The 17322-nt window shown below is 35.6% G+C and carries 16 protein-coding genes; 11 read left to right on the top strand and 5 right to left on the bottom strand.

Going from position 1 to position 17322, the window contains the following annotated elements; all coding sequences use genetic code 11:
- The first annotated feature begins 206 nt into the window (after nucleotides 1-206).
- From ABH966_RS16960 to ABH966_RS16950, 3 genes are all read left to right on the top strand, one after another.
- Nucleotides 207-632 carry a hypothetical protein gene (locus tag ABH966_RS16960; RefSeq protein WP_370080380.1) on the top strand — a complete coding sequence of 142 codons (426 nt, stop codon included), beginning with the start codon at nucleotides 207-209 and terminating at the stop codon, nucleotides 630-632.
- A 73-nt stretch (nucleotides 633-705) separates the two neighbouring features.
- Nucleotides 706-1698 carry an LLM class flavin-dependent oxidoreductase gene (locus ABH966_RS16955; RefSeq protein WP_370080378.1) on the top strand — a complete coding sequence of 331 codons (993 nt, stop codon included), beginning with the start codon at nucleotides 706-708 and terminating at the stop codon, nucleotides 1696-1698.
- Between the two features lie 363 nt (nucleotides 1699-2061).
- On the top strand, nucleotides 2062-3021 hold the full coding sequence (locus ABH966_RS16950; protein ID WP_370080376.1) for an Rpn family recombination-promoting nuclease/putative transposase: 960 nt from the start codon (nucleotides 2062-2064) through the stop codon (nucleotides 3019-3021).
- A gap of 238 nt (nucleotides 3022-3259) precedes the next feature.
- Here ABH966_RS16950 and yfkAB read toward each other — a convergent pair whose 3' ends face one another.
- The gene (yfkAB, locus tag ABH966_RS16945) at nucleotides 3260-4372 is read right to left on the bottom strand and encodes a radical SAM/CxCxxxxC motif protein YfkAB (protein ID WP_370080374.1); all 1113 of its coding nucleotides are present in this window, start codon (nucleotides 4370-4372) and stop codon (nucleotides 3260-3262) included.
- A 267-nt stretch (nucleotides 4373-4639) separates the two neighbouring features.
- Between yfkAB and ABH966_RS16940 the strand changes: the two genes are divergently transcribed.
- From ABH966_RS16940 to ABH966_RS16910, 7 genes are all read left to right on the top strand, one after another.
- Entirely contained in the window at nucleotides 4640-5344 is a 705-nt protein-coding gene (locus ABH966_RS16940) for a YjjG family noncanonical pyrimidine nucleotidase (RefSeq protein WP_370080372.1), read from the top strand.
- A 143-nt stretch (nucleotides 5345-5487) separates the two neighbouring features.
- Nucleotides 5488-6405, top strand: a complete 918-nt coding sequence (locus ABH966_RS16935; protein ID WP_370080370.1) for an S-layer homology domain-containing protein — start codon at nucleotides 5488-5490, stop codon at nucleotides 6403-6405.
- Between the two features lie 264 nt (nucleotides 6406-6669).
- Nucleotides 6670-7296: a 50S ribosomal protein L25/general stress protein Ctc gene (locus ABH966_RS16930; RefSeq protein ID WP_370080368.1), complete on the top strand. Its 627-nt coding sequence runs from the start codon at nucleotides 6670-6672 to the stop codon at nucleotides 7294-7296.
- 156 nt (nucleotides 7297-7452) lie between these two features.
- Entirely contained in the window at nucleotides 7453-8691 is a 1239-nt protein-coding gene (locus ABH966_RS16925) for a DUF2399 domain-containing protein (protein WP_370080366.1), read from the top strand.
- Nucleotides 8670-10100 (top strand): hypothetical protein, encoded by a 1431-nt coding sequence (locus tag ABH966_RS16920; RefSeq protein ID WP_370080364.1) that lies wholly within the window; start codon nucleotides 8670-8672, stop codon nucleotides 10098-10100. The genes ABH966_RS16925 and ABH966_RS16920 overlap by 22 nt, the downstream gene beginning before the upstream one ends.
- The gene (locus tag ABH966_RS16915; RefSeq protein WP_370080363.1) at nucleotides 10042-10722 is read left to right on the top strand and encodes a hypothetical protein; all 681 of its coding nucleotides are present in this window, start codon (nucleotides 10042-10044) and stop codon (nucleotides 10720-10722) included. Before ABH966_RS16920 ends, ABH966_RS16915 begins: the two co-directional genes overlap by 59 nt.
- Complete coding sequence (locus tag ABH966_RS16910; RefSeq protein ID WP_370080361.1) at nucleotides 10719-13928, top strand: AAA family ATPase; 3210 nt, start codon at nucleotides 10719-10721, stop codon at nucleotides 13926-13928. Before ABH966_RS16915 ends, ABH966_RS16910 begins: the two co-directional genes overlap by 4 nt.
- 169 nt (nucleotides 13929-14097) lie before the next feature.
- Here the strand turns inward: ABH966_RS16910 and ABH966_RS16905 are convergent, their stop codons facing one another.
- The 3 genes from ABH966_RS16905 to ABH966_RS16895 all read right to left on the bottom strand — a co-directional run bounded on the left by ABH966_RS16905 (nucleotide 14098) and on the right by ABH966_RS16895 (nucleotide 15752).
- Complete coding sequence (locus tag ABH966_RS16905; RefSeq protein ID WP_370080359.1) at nucleotides 14098-14706, bottom strand: DUF2812 domain-containing protein; 609 nt, start codon at nucleotides 14704-14706, stop codon at nucleotides 14098-14100.
- On the bottom strand, nucleotides 14693-14980 hold the full coding sequence (locus tag ABH966_RS16900) for a PadR family transcriptional regulator (RefSeq protein WP_370080489.1): 288 nt from the start codon (nucleotides 14978-14980) through the stop codon (nucleotides 14693-14695). Before ABH966_RS16900 ends, ABH966_RS16905 begins: the two co-directional genes overlap by 14 nt.
- Nucleotides 14981-15125: 145 nt before the next feature.
- Nucleotides 15126-15752: a YczE/YyaS/YitT family protein gene (locus ABH966_RS16895; protein ID WP_370080357.1), complete on the bottom strand. Its 627-nt coding sequence runs from the start codon at nucleotides 15750-15752 to the stop codon at nucleotides 15126-15128.
- Between the two features lie 158 nt (nucleotides 15753-15910).
- Here ABH966_RS16895 and ABH966_RS16890 point away from each other — a divergent pair, with 158 nt between their 5' ends.
- Nucleotides 15911-16333, top strand: coding sequence for a pyridoxamine 5'-phosphate oxidase family protein (locus ABH966_RS16890; protein WP_370080355.1), 423 nt, complete (start codon nucleotides 15911-15913; stop codon nucleotides 16331-16333).
- A 401-nt stretch (nucleotides 16334-16734) separates the two neighbouring features.
- Here ABH966_RS16890 and ABH966_RS16885 read toward each other — a convergent pair whose 3' ends face one another.
- The gene (locus ABH966_RS16885; RefSeq protein ID WP_370080353.1) at nucleotides 16735-17292 is read right to left on the bottom strand and encodes a flavodoxin family protein; all 558 of its coding nucleotides are present in this window, start codon (nucleotides 17290-17292) and stop codon (nucleotides 16735-16737) included.
- Nucleotides 17293-17322 lie beyond the last annotated feature (30 nt).

Below are 17322 nucleotides of genomic sequence, written 5' to 3'. Positions count from 1 at the left end.
CTCTTTTCTATAATAATATTCTGATAGTAGCGAAATGAATCGTGACTGTAAATAGCTCAAATAGTATTTCTCTATTAATTTTGAGAATTAAATATTTTTAAATATTTTAAAATTCTACAAAAATCAAAAATATTCTACTTTGTGTATATATTTTAATGTATTATGTAGGTGATGATGTTTTTTGCGTAAAGGGGACGTGATAGCATTTGAGTTTAGGGAATCATGTAAGAGTATTTATTTGTGTTGTGTTTATGGGGCTACTTGTCGGATATATATATAATGCCAAAAAAGATATAACTGATAATGAATATATCGATACTGTAAAAGAAGGGTATTTGGGGGGTTTTTCAGAAGTATCTGTGCGTAATGCATTTAATTATGCATTTTTCGAACCATATTGGCGATATTATCAGGCAAAAACAGGCGAGCATGTTGTCGAATTATCAGGTGATATTACATTTGAAGATGAAAAAGGACATGCCATTTTACAGTTCGTAGTGGATGAAAAAACAAAGCAATTTTCTATTTATGCAATGAAATTTAATGATGTCGTATTGAGTCCCAAACAAAACCGGTTGCTTATTGGCATGGTTTATGACACATGGCATGCAAATCGGCTTGCCTATGAGTAAGGTCTTTTGCTTTGTAAAAAGAACTTCCTATATTACAGTAAGGAGGAATGCTTAGACAGAGAGGGTGTTTTCAATGAGATTAAGTATTTTAGATCAAATGCCTATACCAAAAGATCATACTGCTGAGGAGGCTTTTCAGCGTACAGAACAAATAGCGCTCTTAGGTGAAGAACTTGGCTATCATCGTATGTGGTTAGCGGAGCACCATAATAGCCATTCACTGGCAAGTTCAGCTCCCGAGGTTACAGCTGCTTTCCTAGCAGCGAAAACAAAACGTCTTCGTATCGGTACTGGAGGCGTGATGATGATGCACTATTCTCCATATAAGCTGGCAGAGGTTTTTAAAACATTAAGTGGCTTAGCGCCGAACCGTATTGATTTTGGCGTCGGCAGAGCCCCTGGTGGTGACCATGCCTCTATTTATGCACTAGCAGAGGGAAGAAGACAACGTTTTACAGAGCAATACGATAAGCTCGAAATAACTTTAAAACTGATGAATAATCAAAAAACAGGCGAAGATGTCTATGATCAAGTGATAGCGGCCCCAGCTAATATCCAATTACCTGAGGCTTGGTTACTTGGGTCTAGTGGTCAAAGTGCTATGCAGGCAGGAAGATTAGGTGTGGGCTATTCATATGCGCAATTTTTCACTGGCAACATGTCAAAGGATATATTTGATACGTATAGAGATTACTTTATACCTTCCTATTACATGGAGAAGCCACAAATTATCGTTACTTATGCGGCGACAGTTGCAGATACACTAGAGGAAGCGGAATATTTGGCAAAGCCGATTGATATTACACGCCTCCATCTCATGAAGGGACAAATCATTCAAGCGATGTCGCCTGAGGAAGCAAAAGATTTTCCACTTACGGAGTTGGATAAAATGACAATCGCTAATAATCGAAAAGCCAATCTTGTCGGAACTCCTAAGGAAATTGCTAAATTTTTAGTAGCAGAGCAAGAGCATTATGGATTTGACGAGGTAATGCTAAACTGCAATCAATACGCACTAGAAAGTCGCATGAATACTTATAAGCTAATTGCAAAGGAATTAATATGAATCACACAGTGTTAGTGGCATTAAGTAAAACCTACTAAACAACAAGAGAAGCTCCTAATTTGCTAGCGAAAAAACTATATGAATCTTGTAAAAGGCAGTACTGCAAATAATCAAGAAAAATCGAGTTGAATTCATGTGGTAGTAAAAATATAAGAAGTTTTTATGAAAAATAACATAAAAGAAGCGATGTTTAGTTCGGAAACATCGCTTTTTTCATATAAACTTATTTGCCTTCGAAGACTTTGTGTAGGTCTTTAAAGAAATTCATGATTTTATAAATAACAAAATACGTTTTGATGTTATAAAGAGGTTTAGTAGTGCGTCCATGCTATAATGTTAGTAATAAAAAAGAGGTGATCTCTGATGAATCGAAAAGCAATACGAAGAATTCCGTTAGAAAAGTTTTTTGATTTAAAGGTTGATTTTGCCTTCAAGCAATTGTTCGGTAATAAAAAGAATAAAAAAATTACTATTGTCTTTTTGAATGCGATTTTAAAACTTACCGGACGAGATACTATTAAAGAAGTAACGTTCATTCAGCAAGAATTGGGCGGTGAATTTCAGAATGATAAACAATCTCGGCTCGATATTCTTGTGAAAACACAAAATGGTGACTTTATCAATGTGGAAATTCAACTATCCAATCAGCAAGATATGACAAAAAGAACGCTATATTATTGGGCAAAAATGTATGAGTCACAACTAGTTAGAGGTATGGGCTATAGTGAATTACGTCCAACCATTACGATTAATATATGCAATTTTACAATGTTTAAAGACAACAAAAATTATCATAGTACTTATCATCTGTATGAAGACAGAACATTATCAAGGCTAATGCCAGAAGAAGATGTGCTGGAAATTCACTTTATAGAAATGAACAAGTTTATTGCTCTTTGGCATGAAGAAAAATTGGATGCTCTTGATGACATATTAATTCGATGGTTGTTATTACTTGGTATGGTCGATGGTCGCAAAAAGAAAGTATATGCAGAGATTTATCGTGAATTGGAGGGGTTAGCGATGAAGGATGAAAACTTACGTGCAGCATTTGATACATGGGAAGAAATTAGCCAATCCCCTGAAACAATTCTTGCTTACCAGTCACGCTTAAAGTATATCCTAGATGAAGAAGCCCGCTACATTGATGGAATCAATAAGGGAAGAGAACAAGGATTAGAACAAGGTCGTAAACAAGAACGAATAGAGTTAGTGAAAAAATTACTTAAACGTCATGAACCGATTGAAGAAATAATGGATTTAATAGGCTTATCGAGAGAAGAAATTGAAAGAATAAAAAGTTTAAATTCACCTCAAGAATAAGCACAGAAAACCATTAAAAGGAAATTAGTAAGTTTAAATGACTCTTTTCAATGGTATGCTTTAATTATATAAGGATATGAAAAATCACACATATAAAGGATCACTTTTTCTTATAGTTGTTGGCAAGGGAAAGCTATCGACATCAGGACTTAACAGAACATATATTGTTAAAGCAAAAATATCATAAATCCTATAAAAAATGTCCAATGCAAATGTATGCATTGGACATTTTTTCTTTTTACACTCTAGCAGAGCCACTAACAAACTTCGTATCTTTATAATACATATTTTGAACAAGAACGTTAGGACCTAAGCATTTTACTGCGGGACAGTGACAGTTTAGTGATTTCGCCAAATCTGTTGCCATCCATTTATCGAAAATCGCTGGTAATTCGTCGTTTACAATATTGCCTAGCGCAGGTGTGTCGCCAAAGTCTGTTACAATGACATCACCTGTAAAGATATTGACATTTAAGCGAGAGCGACCATCTGGGTCATTACGCATCGTCACGTTTTTTTCTTCTCTTAGTCGTTTTAGAAGCTTTTGATCTTCTTCATTCATGCTGCATGGATAGAAAGGTAACGTACCAAATAGCATCCAAGTGTTTTCATCTCGAACATCGAGTAGATGATGAATCGCCTCACGAGTTTCCTCAAGTGATAAAGATGTAAGGGCACTAGCAAAATCTGAAGGGTACATCGGATGTACCTCGTGGCGTGCGCATTTCATTTCGTTGATGATTTGGTTATGGATATGCTCTAAGTACGGTAGAGTTTTCTTGTTTAACATTGTTTCCGCCGATACCATTACGCCATGTTCTGCTAGCATTTTTGAGTTATCAATCATGCGTTGGAACAAAGCTGCACGTTGTTCATAAGTCGGTTTTCGCTCCATCATGGCAAAGCCTGTTTCAACGAATTCATCGATAGTACCCCAGTTATGTGAAATATGTAGTACATCTAAATATGGTGCAATCAGTAAATAACGTTCGGGTTCCAATGTTAAGTTGGAGTTGATTTGTGTTCGCACGCCACGTTCATGCGCATATTTCAATAAAGGCAATACATAGTTTTGAACGGATTTCTTAGACATCATCGGTTCTCCACCAGTGATTGAGATTGTTTTAAGGTGTGGAATTTCATCGAGACGCTTTATGATTAGCTCAATTGGTAAAGCATCTGGATCTTTAGTTTGTAAAGTATATCCAACTGCGCAGTGTGAACAGCGCATATTACAAAGAGTCGTTGTTGTGAATTCAATATTAGATAGGGTCATATGCCCATGTTGTTCAACATCTAAATACGCTTCCCATGGATCAAAGGCAGGCGTAATTTTTTGTAGAGTCGTCATAATTCGTACATCTTCCTTTCTAGCATTCTATTGTCTCATATTCGCTGTTATTTTCAAATACGAAATTATCGAAAGGGCTATTTTTAGGCAAGATGATCATTTTTGTTACTCAATGAAGGAAATATTTTTAATAACTTACCTTCATCTAAGATTTCCTAAAATTCTGTAAAATAGAGTGATAGATAGATTTGCTGTCATTTTTCTCAAAAAACGATATGATAGAAGGAGTGAAATGGTAATACAGCACCAAAGAAAGTAGGAAATGACATGACTAAGTATGAAACATTATTGTTTGACGTGGATGACACATTATTAGATTTTGACTTAGCTGAAAATGCAGCACTTGACCGTTTATTTAAGCAGGAAAATATTGCAGTAACTCCAACGATGATTGCTCGTTATAAAGAGATTAATGAATCTATGTGGCGTGCTTTTGAACGTGGTGAGGTGTCTAAAGAAGCACTACATAACACTCGATTTTCAATTGCTTTAAAGGAATTCGGCGTAGAAGTAGATGGAGAGTATTTTGAGGCAATTTTTCAAAAATATTTGAAAGAGGCACATCATTATGTAGACGGTGCCTACGAAGTAATTGAACAGCTTGCAGATAACTATGAGTTATATGTCGTTTCAAATGGTAAAACAATTACCCAAAATAAACGACTAGAGGATGCAAATTTAGCACAATTTTTCAAAGGCATTTTTGTCTCGGAGCAAACAGGTTATCAAAAGCCAATGCCAGCTTTTTTCGATTATGTTTTTGAACGTATCGATCATATAAATAAAGATAAAACCTTGATTATTGGTGATTCCTTAACATCTGATGTTAAAGGTGGACTACAAGCTGGAATTGATACATGCTGGTTTAATATACGTGATATAGAAAATACAAGCGATATTCAACCACAATATGAAATTAAAAAGCTTCATGATTTACACTTGTTGTTAGATAACAAAGTGGCGATATTTTAGGTAAATATTTATACTACGCTTCAACTGTTCGTAAGCTCGATCAATTGAAGTGTAGTTTTTTGGATAGAACAATTCTCTGAAAACACTATATTCTTGATAGTTAAATCCAATGTGATTGTAGATGAAAAGAAGGGAGAAATAAGATGAAGGGGAAAATTTCAAAGGGTGTATTGGTTGGATTGTTAGGCGTATCATTGGCCATTCCAATGCAGGCATATGCCTATCAAGAGCCAACCAGTTATGTACATATGAAAACGCCAAATATGACGGTGTACTCTGCATATGGTGCTACAATTAATGCATCAGAAAAAGGAGATATTTTTAGTATTAAAGCAAATATTGTCAATAACCGTCAGCCATTAGAAGTGGAAATTTTTAAGAATGGTCAGGATGGGGTCTTAAAACAAGTTGCTAAAAAAGGAGAATTGGAGCCGGTTGCTTATCGAGATTTAAATGACCGAGTCATTGCCACTATTCATAATAATGCAGAATTGAAATTTGATAATTCACCGCCTAATTATTTTCGTGATATAGGGAGATCATCGTATAGTTCGTATATTACTACTTTATCGAATAGGGGTATAGTTCAAGGCAAAACAGCTGATAATTTTGGTGTTAATGATTCGTTAACACGTGCTCAAGTTAGTGCATTATTAACTCGTGCATTCAGCTTTCAACAAGTACAAACAAAACAATTTAAAGACATTGATGTCAAAAAATCTTGGTATGGAGGTTATGTTGGTGCCTTGCATTCGTTAGGAATCATAAACGGAAAAACGCCAACTATATTTGATCCAAATGGAAAAATCACACGCCAGCAGGCAATTTTAATGCTTGGTCGAACATTAGAAGCTGTTGATTTTGTCCAAGAAGAAGAGTATGTGATTTTACCGTATCAGGATGGCTACTATCTTCATGAGGAAGCATTGCGTCACACTGAGACTTTGTATGCAATCGGTGCTCTAGATATCAATACAAATCTATTACCAAATCAATTTATTACCCGTGGAGAGTTTGCAAAAATGTTAGCAGTGACTTTACTCGCAGCTGGAAGATTGTAATTATTTACAATCAATTTCGCCTTGGCGTAATCGTTGCTGACGCTTCGCTTTCGCACAGAAATACTTACTGAATAAAGATAAATTTTGCCGAGCGTAACAACGTCTCGGCTTTTTTTGTTGAGATATATTTTCAATGGAACGGATAGAAGAACTAGAGCAACGGAGCGAACGTCAGAGGAAGCTAGACATTGTGCTCATGTATAAAAATCTATAGAACGGGCAAAACCTTTTATGAGACTAGTTTCTATGGAAGGGGAAAATACGATGAATACTGTTTTAACTGTAAAAAAACGCGATAAAGAGCGTCAATCATCATTAACTCAACTTAGACAAAACGGTGCTATTCCGGGCGTTGTATATGGCTATCAAATGGAATCAACAGCAGTATCACTGGATGCCAGACAATTTGCAAAAATGTTAGCTCAATTCGGCAATAAAAATGTTTTTCAATTAGATGTAGACGGTAAACAGATCAACGCAGTGTTAACAGAAGTACAACGTTGTGCGTTAAAGGGTAATGTTAAGCATGTAGATTTCAAGTCCATTAATATGGCAGAGGAACTAGAGGTTGATATTCCTGTAACGGTTACTGGTAAAGCTATTGGAGTTGCAGATGGTGGATTCCTATTACAGCCTAATCGTGAAGTTCGCATAAAAGTAAGTCCAACAGAAATCCCTGAAACAATAGAGGTTGATGTGACTGATGTAGCCATCGGGACATCACTTTATGTAGGAGATATTCGCGAAAAGTTTACCTTTGAAATTTTACAAGAAGATGATTATACATTAGTGACGATTACGCCGCCTGCTGCTGAAAATGTGCAGGAGGACATAGTAGATGGAACCCCTGAAGTAATCGAGGCTACTGGGAAAAATACAGAGGAATCGTAAAAAGAAAAAAGCTACATCATTCCATCAGATTCGCCTAATGGATGATGTAGTTTTTATTATGTGTTTTAACAGATTTTTTAGATTTTATTTATATAAATAGGTTTACTGCATTCAATACTCTAGTTTTGTATAATGGAGGAGAAAGGGTGTGATAGTATGATAGAACAATTTTTGACTTCGTATTTTGTCAAAAATGGGGAACACCTTGAAGTATCTCCAAAGTATATTACAGATACAATTAAGCAGTATACGGTAGTAAAACAAACTGCACGAACGTATCGCAATGTATCGTTTTTAAAGGTAGGGCAACTAACAAAAACAAAGCCATCACAAGAGCTTCTAAATTATAAATTCACAAAAAATGCAAAGCGAAATCTAACAGAAGATTTTTCTACAATTCAAAGCTGGATAGAGGAAGGGTGGATTATAGAAGAAATTGTTTTTGCACAAGATGGACGCACCGCAAAAGCAATCCATTACCGAATTGGACCAAGTTTAAAGTGCTATTTTGAAGCACAGAACGAGCAGCAGACGCAAAGGCTAGAAAATTATGCATTGCAGTTGCAAAAAAGTGCTAACATACTACCGATAAAAGAACTTCAACATGCTGTGCAACAATTAAATGAATTTGTATCAATGCCGATTGAAAAATTAGCACATACGACAAAATTAATGTCCCATTGGTCGATTGAAAAACGATTGCGTTTTTTACATTTTTCAATCGGCTTTTTCCAATTGGCAAATGAAGGAGTACTGTTCGATTTTAAAGAAATAGGTGCAACGCTTTTTGATAAAATTGGTGGCTCAAAAGTTTTCGACCGTGAGCAAAAGGAATTTATCGAAGAGCTAGAGCGTGTCTTCTCTGTACAAACAGGCGATTGCGGATTAATTAGTTTAGGTAAAATTACTCCTGTCTTTTTTGCAGGTGAGTTAACGGGGACATTTAGCCATTATCAACAAGGCGTTATTCATGCATTAACCGATGACGCCATTCTAAAAGATACTTATAAAACAGAGGCGAACATTATTTGGCTTGTTGAAAATAGAGCTATTCTAACACGAATGGCAAAGGAAACGAGCTTTTTGCAGATTACTAATTCATTTATTTTATGTTTAGATGGTCAAATAAGATCTGCGCATAAAATGTTGATTCGTCAGATAGTCGCCACTCAAACTGTGATTGTTTGGACAGATTTTGATAGTGCAGGCTTAACAATAGCTATGCATGCAGTACAAATGATTAATACACCGTATAAAATCATTGCTAGGGATAATCAGATTTTTTCTGATATTGAAGTCTATAAAAATTGGCTACTTGGTGAGCTTGAAGTAGCTGAACACGAACAAGAGCAGCAATTAGGAGATGTAGAACAATGGATGAAATGGATACAGTAAAGCGTGCACCAATCTCTATTTTTAATGTTGAATCGAACACAGCTGAGCTTAAAACATCAATGCGTGATATTGCCTCATTGGCTGGAGTATTAAACGAGCTTGGGAGCCAGCAAATTTATGAGTCACCGCTTGAAATCTTGCGCTTTCTGAATACGATTCAGCTTTTATATGAAGAATCTTTAGGCTTAGCAGACGTAATTGAAGATACAGAAATGCTGTATTATCGCTATCGCAATACATATATCGACGATGCACCACCAACTATTAAGCAGCTTGATCACATAATTTACATTTTGGCACGAAATAGCTGGCTTACAAAGCAAACGCGTCAAATAAAATTATTAGACCGTGGTAAACGGATGATGGATGCACTTATTCGTCTTGCGAACGATTCATTAGCCTATTATTTACAGGATGATATTGGACGATCACTCTTTCAAGCACGTCGAGATGCGGAGCTTAGTGCAGCTTATGATGATAATGGAATCTCAGGTGGCAATAAAATTGCATCTATGATTCACAATGTTGAAGATGCAATTCAAAAACTGGAACATCGTCAATTAGAATTTTTTGCTGATCGAAATGCTTTACCACAGCTTGAAATTATTCATCAGCTAATGCAGGAACTTGAAATAAAAATGCAAGAGCGACTTAGTCAATTCCAAACAGTAGAAGAGAGCTTAGTGATGAGTGATCTAGTACAACGTGGGACAACAGTTTTATCAAAGGGAACAGCGCTTAGTCTAGGAATGCTTACGAAATATATTCGCTTTGTAACGATGCAGGATACGCCTCTCTCAGATTCGATTTCACCAGAAAAGATACGTACTTTTATATTAAATATGTACAACCCACCAATCGATTCAAATATCCCAAATGCGTACGATTTATTTAGTTTTATGGAGCAAGCACAGTATAAGGATGAGGAACTGGACGGTATTTGGATGCCAATTAAATTTGCAGCTCCAATAGGTGGACAAGATATTGATGAAGCTATTCACTATTTAGAAAACTATGAGCCAAAAGTAAATGATCCAATAGAGACTGAGGAGGAAATCGACATCGACTTTGAAGAAACGTTTGTTAAAGGTGAATCCGTTCAACAATTGTTTGAAGATGCAGCTTGGCAAATGACGAAGGCGGTTATTAATACGGATGTAATCGAACACTATTTAGACGTACATGGCGAAAGTGAACTAGAGGAAGTAATAATTGAATCCAGCTCTGATGAATGGGGAGACGCAATTCGATCACTTTTAGCTGTATCAGCTTTAACGAGTAAACAAAAGGTGAATATGAAAGAAGTATCGGATACAAAACAATTCGATAAACGATGGGAGTGGGTAGAAGATGACGACAGACGATTTACATTACAACAATATAAACGCACAACTCGCGACAATGAGTAATTTACGCGCCTACTTATCGGCAGAGGAAGAGCTAGCATTCATGCAGTTATTATTTTCATCCTCTGCAAGTGTCCTAGGCAGCAATTATGGTTTACGGCGTAAGGATTTAGAAAAGCTATTAAACATAAAAAATGATGACAATGCTTTCTATTCTTTTATCGAGCGTGTAAATGCAGCAGTACATCGCTACTTTCGTGTAATTTATGATGAAAAAAGAACGCGCGTGATCGTGATGATGCGAGTTTCTGCTAAGGATGCAAAGTCGACATTAAGCAAAGAGGCACTGGCCATTTTACTGTATATGTTTTATCAGCAGGAAGTGCTAAATCATGAATATACATTAGTACAGCAAATATTAACAGATTTCGGACATGAGCTGTTAAATGCAAGTGCTAAATTATTAAAAAACATCGACCAACTGAAAAAAATCGGTGCAGTAGAAGAAAATGACATTTCAAAAAATGAAAAAGCTTACTCGTTAACAGCGATTGGTGTACATATGTTTTCAGATTCATTTTTACGAAGAACAGCTGAATTTGCCCAATCTACTCAACTAAATAAAGAAGAAGTATTGAAATTTTTCAAACGCTATAATCTATATATTCGGGAGGATGCACTATGATTCCCTATCGTCTGCAGTTCAGTGGTATACGTGACTATAAGCCAACGCGCATTTTATTTGGTCAAGCTAATGATCATATCCTAATCACGGGTCCAAATGGCACAGGAAAATCGACTATATCCTTTTGTATGGGAGCGGTATTATATTCGTCAAAAATTGATTTAGAGGGCTTGCGCTCAAATAATTTGCCAAGTCATCAAAGATGGAAAGGAATGGTAGAGCTAACCTTTAAAAATGAAGGGCCTTCTCGAATTGACGCAGCACCTTTTGTTTCGTTTCGTTTAATGATTGAGCAGGAAGCAAATCGGGGCGCATTGCAGCGTGAATATCATGTCCTAACAGGAGAAACAGAGGATACTTTGACTGTCAGTGATATTTATCGTTCAGGTGATGTAAACCAACGTAATTTTACAACATATAAAGAAGATTTACAGTTTAAATACAAAATTGACTCAGATTTATTTTATTTGATTTGGTATCAACAAGAAGTAAATCAGTTTGCAGTTATGGCACCAGAAGAGCGTTTTCGTCGATTTAGTGAAATGCATAATATTACTGAAATCCAGCAGTCGTGGGAAACGGCTATTGAAGGTGTTAAAGAGCTAGAACAAGAACTTGTAGCTGCAAAAACAGTCGTTAAGCAGGCTGAATTTAATCTGAAATTAGCAAAAGAAGAATTTGATCGTTTGAAAAATAACAAGGCTCGTCTATATGAAGCAGGAAAAGCGCATATCCTTAATACCATGTCACTTGTACAATTATACAACAATCAAAAGCAAGAACTTGTAGAGAAACAGAAAAAGCAATCAGACATTCAAATAGATATAGAAGAAAAGATTGGAATAATAAAGAAGCAAATCGAAAAAGCAAAACTCTTATTACAAGATTTGAGTAAAAAGCAGCTGCAAATGGATGAGGAAAAGCGATCAAAATCAACATTGCTTGAACAGTTTTCCAAGAAACGAGAGACCTTAATTGTGACTGAGCATGAATTAAAGAATCAACTCGTTCATACAGAAGAACAGCGTAAACAGCTTCGATTTACAGAGGATGTAACAAAAGCAAAATTCAATGATGCACAGCGAAACATAGCTATAATTGAACAGCAATATAAACAATTTCAGCAGCAATTAACAAATTTGGTTATGCAAAAGGATGAGCTGAATGAAAATCGATTAACCCTTAAATGGGAGCTAGAGAAAATTGAAAAAGAGGAACAGGAAGCAATCGCACTTCTATCAGAGCATACGAGTGCCCACCAAGTACAACAAAAAATTACACATCTTGAAGTGCGGATTCAAAATTATTATAAGAAAAAAGTTTCCTTAGAGCAGAAACTTGAAAATACAACAATTGAAATTACACAACGTGAAAACAATCAAATATATTCAACTCGTCAATTAGCGGGCTTACAACAATTCAAGCAACGAGACATCTCAGCTTATACATTCCGAGATTTAGTTACGTTAGATGAAGGTGCCACAATAGAACATGAAAATCGTTTAAATTCAATTAAATACACCATTTTTTATGATGCAAAAGAGAAAGTAGCGTTTAATGATTTGTATCATGTGTCGTTACGTTCCATTGTACCAGAACGTTTTACAACTAGTTTACCAGCGCAAAAACTAGTTATTCGACAAGGAATATCGGAAAAAGAACAAAATTTTGCGGTAAAAGCATTATGGTGGGCGCAGCAATTTTTCGAGATCCAAGTGCCAAAAAAGATCCAAGGTGAATTATTAGTGGACGAGCACGGCTATCGAGGTGCGCAAGAAAAAAATACAGTTATTTTAAATGATAAAATGTTGACAGAGCAGTTACACACAATGCGTCAATTAAGAACACAGCTTGAAACACAGTTATCAGAAGCGACAACACAATTTAAAGAAGATCAAATTAATTTGCAAATGTTAAATAGCATTATAAAGGATGTACAGAAGGCAGAAGCAAGTGTTATAGATGCTGAATTTAAGCATCATAAGCTACAATACAAAACAAAGCTAGACGAACAGTTTGCAACGCTTCAGAAACTAGAAATACAGACGACAACAGCACTACAAAACGAGCAAGAGAAAAAAATAGCTATCCAATTTGAATTAGAAAAGCTAAACACCGAGCTAGATATTTATGAGCAACTTGGAGTTTTAAAGAAAGTTCAAGAACAGCTTGCAGAAACGAAATCAAAGTTAAAAGACATGAATGATACTATTGATGAGACGAATAGCAAACTTAATCAATTAAAGGATGAGAGCTATAAACTTCATGATGTTTGTAGACAGAAGGAAAGTGATATTCGATCGCTTGAGCGTGATTTAACGGATGCGGAAAATGAAGTGCAAGGTACGAAGAAGCTGCTTGTCAAATATCAGGAAGAATTTGAAGTGGCAGAAGCCTCCATTTTACAAGAACAGCTTCGTTTGGAAGAGCTAGCAACAATTATTCCGGATATTTTTGCTGCAGTGCAAGAAGTACCTCTATCATTAAATAGTACTATTCCAAAGTTGAAGAGTGATAATACCACAGCCCGTATCAACTTTGAAAATGCACGAGTAGAAGATGTAAATCCAGAGGCAGAGCGTAATTATATTGCAGTAAAAGATGACTTTAACCTAAAAAAAGAGACAGTAGATCAGACACAGGAATACTTAGAAATCCACAGAAATCGAGCATTAGAAAATGAGAATCGTCTTGAAACAACCATTAATATGAATGTCCTTAAAATTAATAATTTATTTTCAAAATATATGGATGAATTTCAATTTGAAGGGAAAATTGAGTATGAACGTTTTGAAGATAAAAAAGGTCGTACAATTTTTAAATTGTATATTAAAGCACGAAAAATTGGACATAGTGGTCGTTTGGATGATGTTGGTACAAAGGCCAGACATGGTAAGCTTGGAAAAGGTGTGTCAGGCGGAGAAGAGTCATTAAGCTCATTATTATTTGCACTTGCTTTGCTACAAAATTTAAATACTTCACCAAGCTTCATCGTCCTAGATGAATTTGATAGTGCTTTAGATGAAGAACGGAAAGAAAAAGTGTTTGATTTATATGTAAACGAATTACAACGAAAGCTTATTATTTTATCTCCTAAGGCTCACGATGACCATTATTATAATAAATTTTCAACCGTTGTTGTCGTCGAGCACGATTCAGCAGTACCGATTAGTCGTACAAAAACGATTCGATTGCTCCCGCATTAGATAAGAACCTGAGAATATATGTAATAAGAGCCATTTTGATAGTATCCCCTTAAGTAGAAAATGTTACTGTAATCTGTAGTTATCATTCTACTTAAAGGGGATTTTTCGATGCTTAGAAAAAATAATTCATATACAAATGATTTTAAATTAGAAGTTAGCTCCTTGCAGTTTACTCTATAAGTTTCTGTATGGATTGGCGATAACGGAAATACGTGACTAGGTACATGCTGCCAGTTGCTAAAAATAGCAATGGTGGGATAGTGCGCATGATGGCGAATGGTGTTTCAAATAAAAAAGGAAATAGAAAATCAAAACCCTTTGCATCCCATAAACCTGGCGTAAAATAAGCATCTTTTATATTGAAAAAGTAATAATAATTGTCATTGGAATAAAAAATCATTAACCATATAAAAGAGAGAACTGCCCAATTGCTGGCATGCTTCATCAATCGTTTGTATTTAGCAATTTGCGAATCATTATCAGAAAATAATTCATCGTTGCCATCTTTTCTTTTTAACCAATAATAAGTGCCATCATATGATTTTTCCTTTAATGCTTGCCATCCAAAATCCTCATATAACTGTTTATAGTTAGTTCGTTTTTCACTCCGAAGATCTTGCTGATAATCAATACGGATAACTTGTTCGAGATCAGCTGTCTTTTTAAATGTATAAAATCCGCCAGAACTCACATTTGTACAAACCCAACCGTTGGACAACATATTATTTAACCATTGCTCTTCCTTTTCAATATCAAAAAAGATTTTAAACTTTATCATGTCCATCAACTCCCTCATATAAAGATAAAATTCGCTGCAATCGTTGTTGCTCGACCGCCAATATTTCTAGTCCCTCAGCTGTTGTTTGATAAACTTTGCGCCTTGTATCCTGGGTCTCTACAGGCGAAATCCAATGATATTTCAACAGATTTTCAATTGCTCCATACATAGTGCCAGCAGCAATCCTTACACTACCAGCGCTCATTTCCTCGATTTTTTGCATCATTGCATAGCCATGTAACGGTTCACGTAAGGCGAGTAGAATATAATGCATGGTTTCAGATAATGGTAGTAATTTATGTTTTTTCACAAGTTCACCTCATATACAGTTCAACTATATAGTTTGATTATATATAGTTGAACTGTATATTTCAACTGAATAAAAAAAGACAATGCATTATTTGCATTGTCTTGTAAGCTTAAATCACAGCGCTTTTCACGCCAGTCCATTTTGTAAATAATTTCTCGTTAAATGTTAGTGCGAATTGTATAATTGGCCCAAGACCAAAAGCCATTAGAGCTGTTCCAACCCCAATTGGCCCGCCAAGTAAAAAACCAAGTATAGCAACTGATACTTCCAAAGTTGTTCGTGCACGTGTGACACTCCAGCCCAGCTTATTAACAAATAGAAGCATCAATGTATCTCGAGGACCGATTCCTAAATTTGCCACCATATACATACCGCAGCCCCAGCCAAGTAATATTAAGCCAGATACATAAGCGAATAGCTGCATCCAAAAACCATCTATATCTGGTATCCAATAGTTAAAAATATCAATAAAAATACCTGCTAAAAACATATCTATAAATGTGCCTGGCAGTGGAAATCTCTTCGTGATAACCATATCAAATGCTAAAATGGCTAGTCCGACGAGAATTGACCAAGTACCAATGGTTAATCCTAATGTATTAGCTAGCCCAATATGTAACACATCCCACGAACCAACACCAAAAACCTGACCTTTAATTGTTAACGTTATACCTAAGGATAAAACTAAAATACCTGTTAAAAAGAACAGACACCGTGTGAAAAAAGCTTGCTTCATCATTATAACCTCATTCTAAAAATTCGTGTTGTCTAACAAAATATTATAGCAATAAATTTATAAATAAGCCGAAGATTGTCATTTCACATTTTTCAAAAAATAAGGTTAGACTCGCTAAAAAAGGACAAAATAAAGGAAATCAGAAAGGATGAGATGACATGACCTCTGTACGAGATGAAATATTAGAAGTTTTAAATCGGGAAAAAATAGGAACGATGGCAACAGTTGCGAATGGCAAACCGTTCTCACGCTATATGACATTCCAACATGAAGATTTTGTTTTGTACACAGTAACGAATAAACATTCTGAAAAAATGGAGGAGCTTCGTAAAAATCCATATACACATATATTGTATGGATACGAAAATAGAGGCTTTGGTGATACGTATGTTGAAATTGAAGGAAAGCTAACAGAAATTCTAGAGGATGGAATAAAAAATAAGTTAGCAGAATTTTTTACAAGCATTTTCGTTGGTAATCATGATGAAATGATTACACTAAAAATCGAACCAATTCGTATGCGTTTGATGAATAAAAAAGGGGAACCACCTAAGGAACTCGAATTTACAAACGACCATTAAGCTGTGGTCGTTTTTTGATTATTTATTGAAAATGAAGAAAATATTCATTGTTAAATGATAAATCTTAACTTGAATTTAGGCGAGTGTTCATGCATGATAATTCAAAAAGAAAACAGGGGTGCAGAGAATGACAACAGCTTGCACAAAATATATTAACAACGTAAGGAAAAATTGAGGCGGATTTTATTTTACGTAATGCACAAATTGCAGATGTTTTATCTGTGCGAAAGCGAAGCGTCAGCAACAAAGCGCTCAGTCGGAACGGAAATCAACCCCTCGTTTTGCCGAAGGGGCATACTACTATTTATTAGGACACCTTAATTTTCACCAAGATTTCCTCGACCATTTTGTTTACAACATAATGAAACGACCTAAAAGCATAGCCGCTTTCAGGTCGTTTTTTAAATGGGATAAATACGTGCTTTTAATTTCTTATTTAATATGGATGCCTGCGTCAGTGCTTGTTCATCATGAATTATCTCACCAGGTTTGTTTGCTTCACCGATAATATATGAGGAGAACGGCATCTTTAAGAAGTCAAAAATATATTGGAATTGTTGAATCATTGGTAGACCCTTTATATATGGGTCGTCACCACCGACAGCAAGAACAATGGCTTCTGTAGTTTGTAGTTTCTCTTTTAGCTGTGGAAACCGCTCATCTCGGATAGCTTGACTCAGTCGATCCACCATGTTCTTCATGATTCCCGACATGCTGTACCAATATATCGGTGTTGCAAAAATAACGAGATCGCTTGTTAAAAATGCATGGATAATTTGATCATAATCATCATCTACAAACTGAAAGCCATCGTTATCATGACGTAAATCGTTGATGGGCTCAATCGTTAATTTTTTTAGATCTATTTTTACATGATTTATGCCATCTAATACATAATCAGCTAGTTGTTCACTATTACTACCGGCTCTAGAGCTTCCGATAAAAGTGGTAATATTCATTAGAATCCTCCTCTATTCTTCAGACTATAA

Origin of the sequence: Lysinibacillus sp. RC46 (assembly GCF_041262385.1) — a bacterium.
Lineage (GTDB): Bacteria > Bacillota > Bacilli > Bacillales_A > Planococcaceae > Lysinibacillus.
Note: the sequence above shows the minus strand (reverse complement) of the source record. Positions and strands in the feature narration are given on the sequence as shown.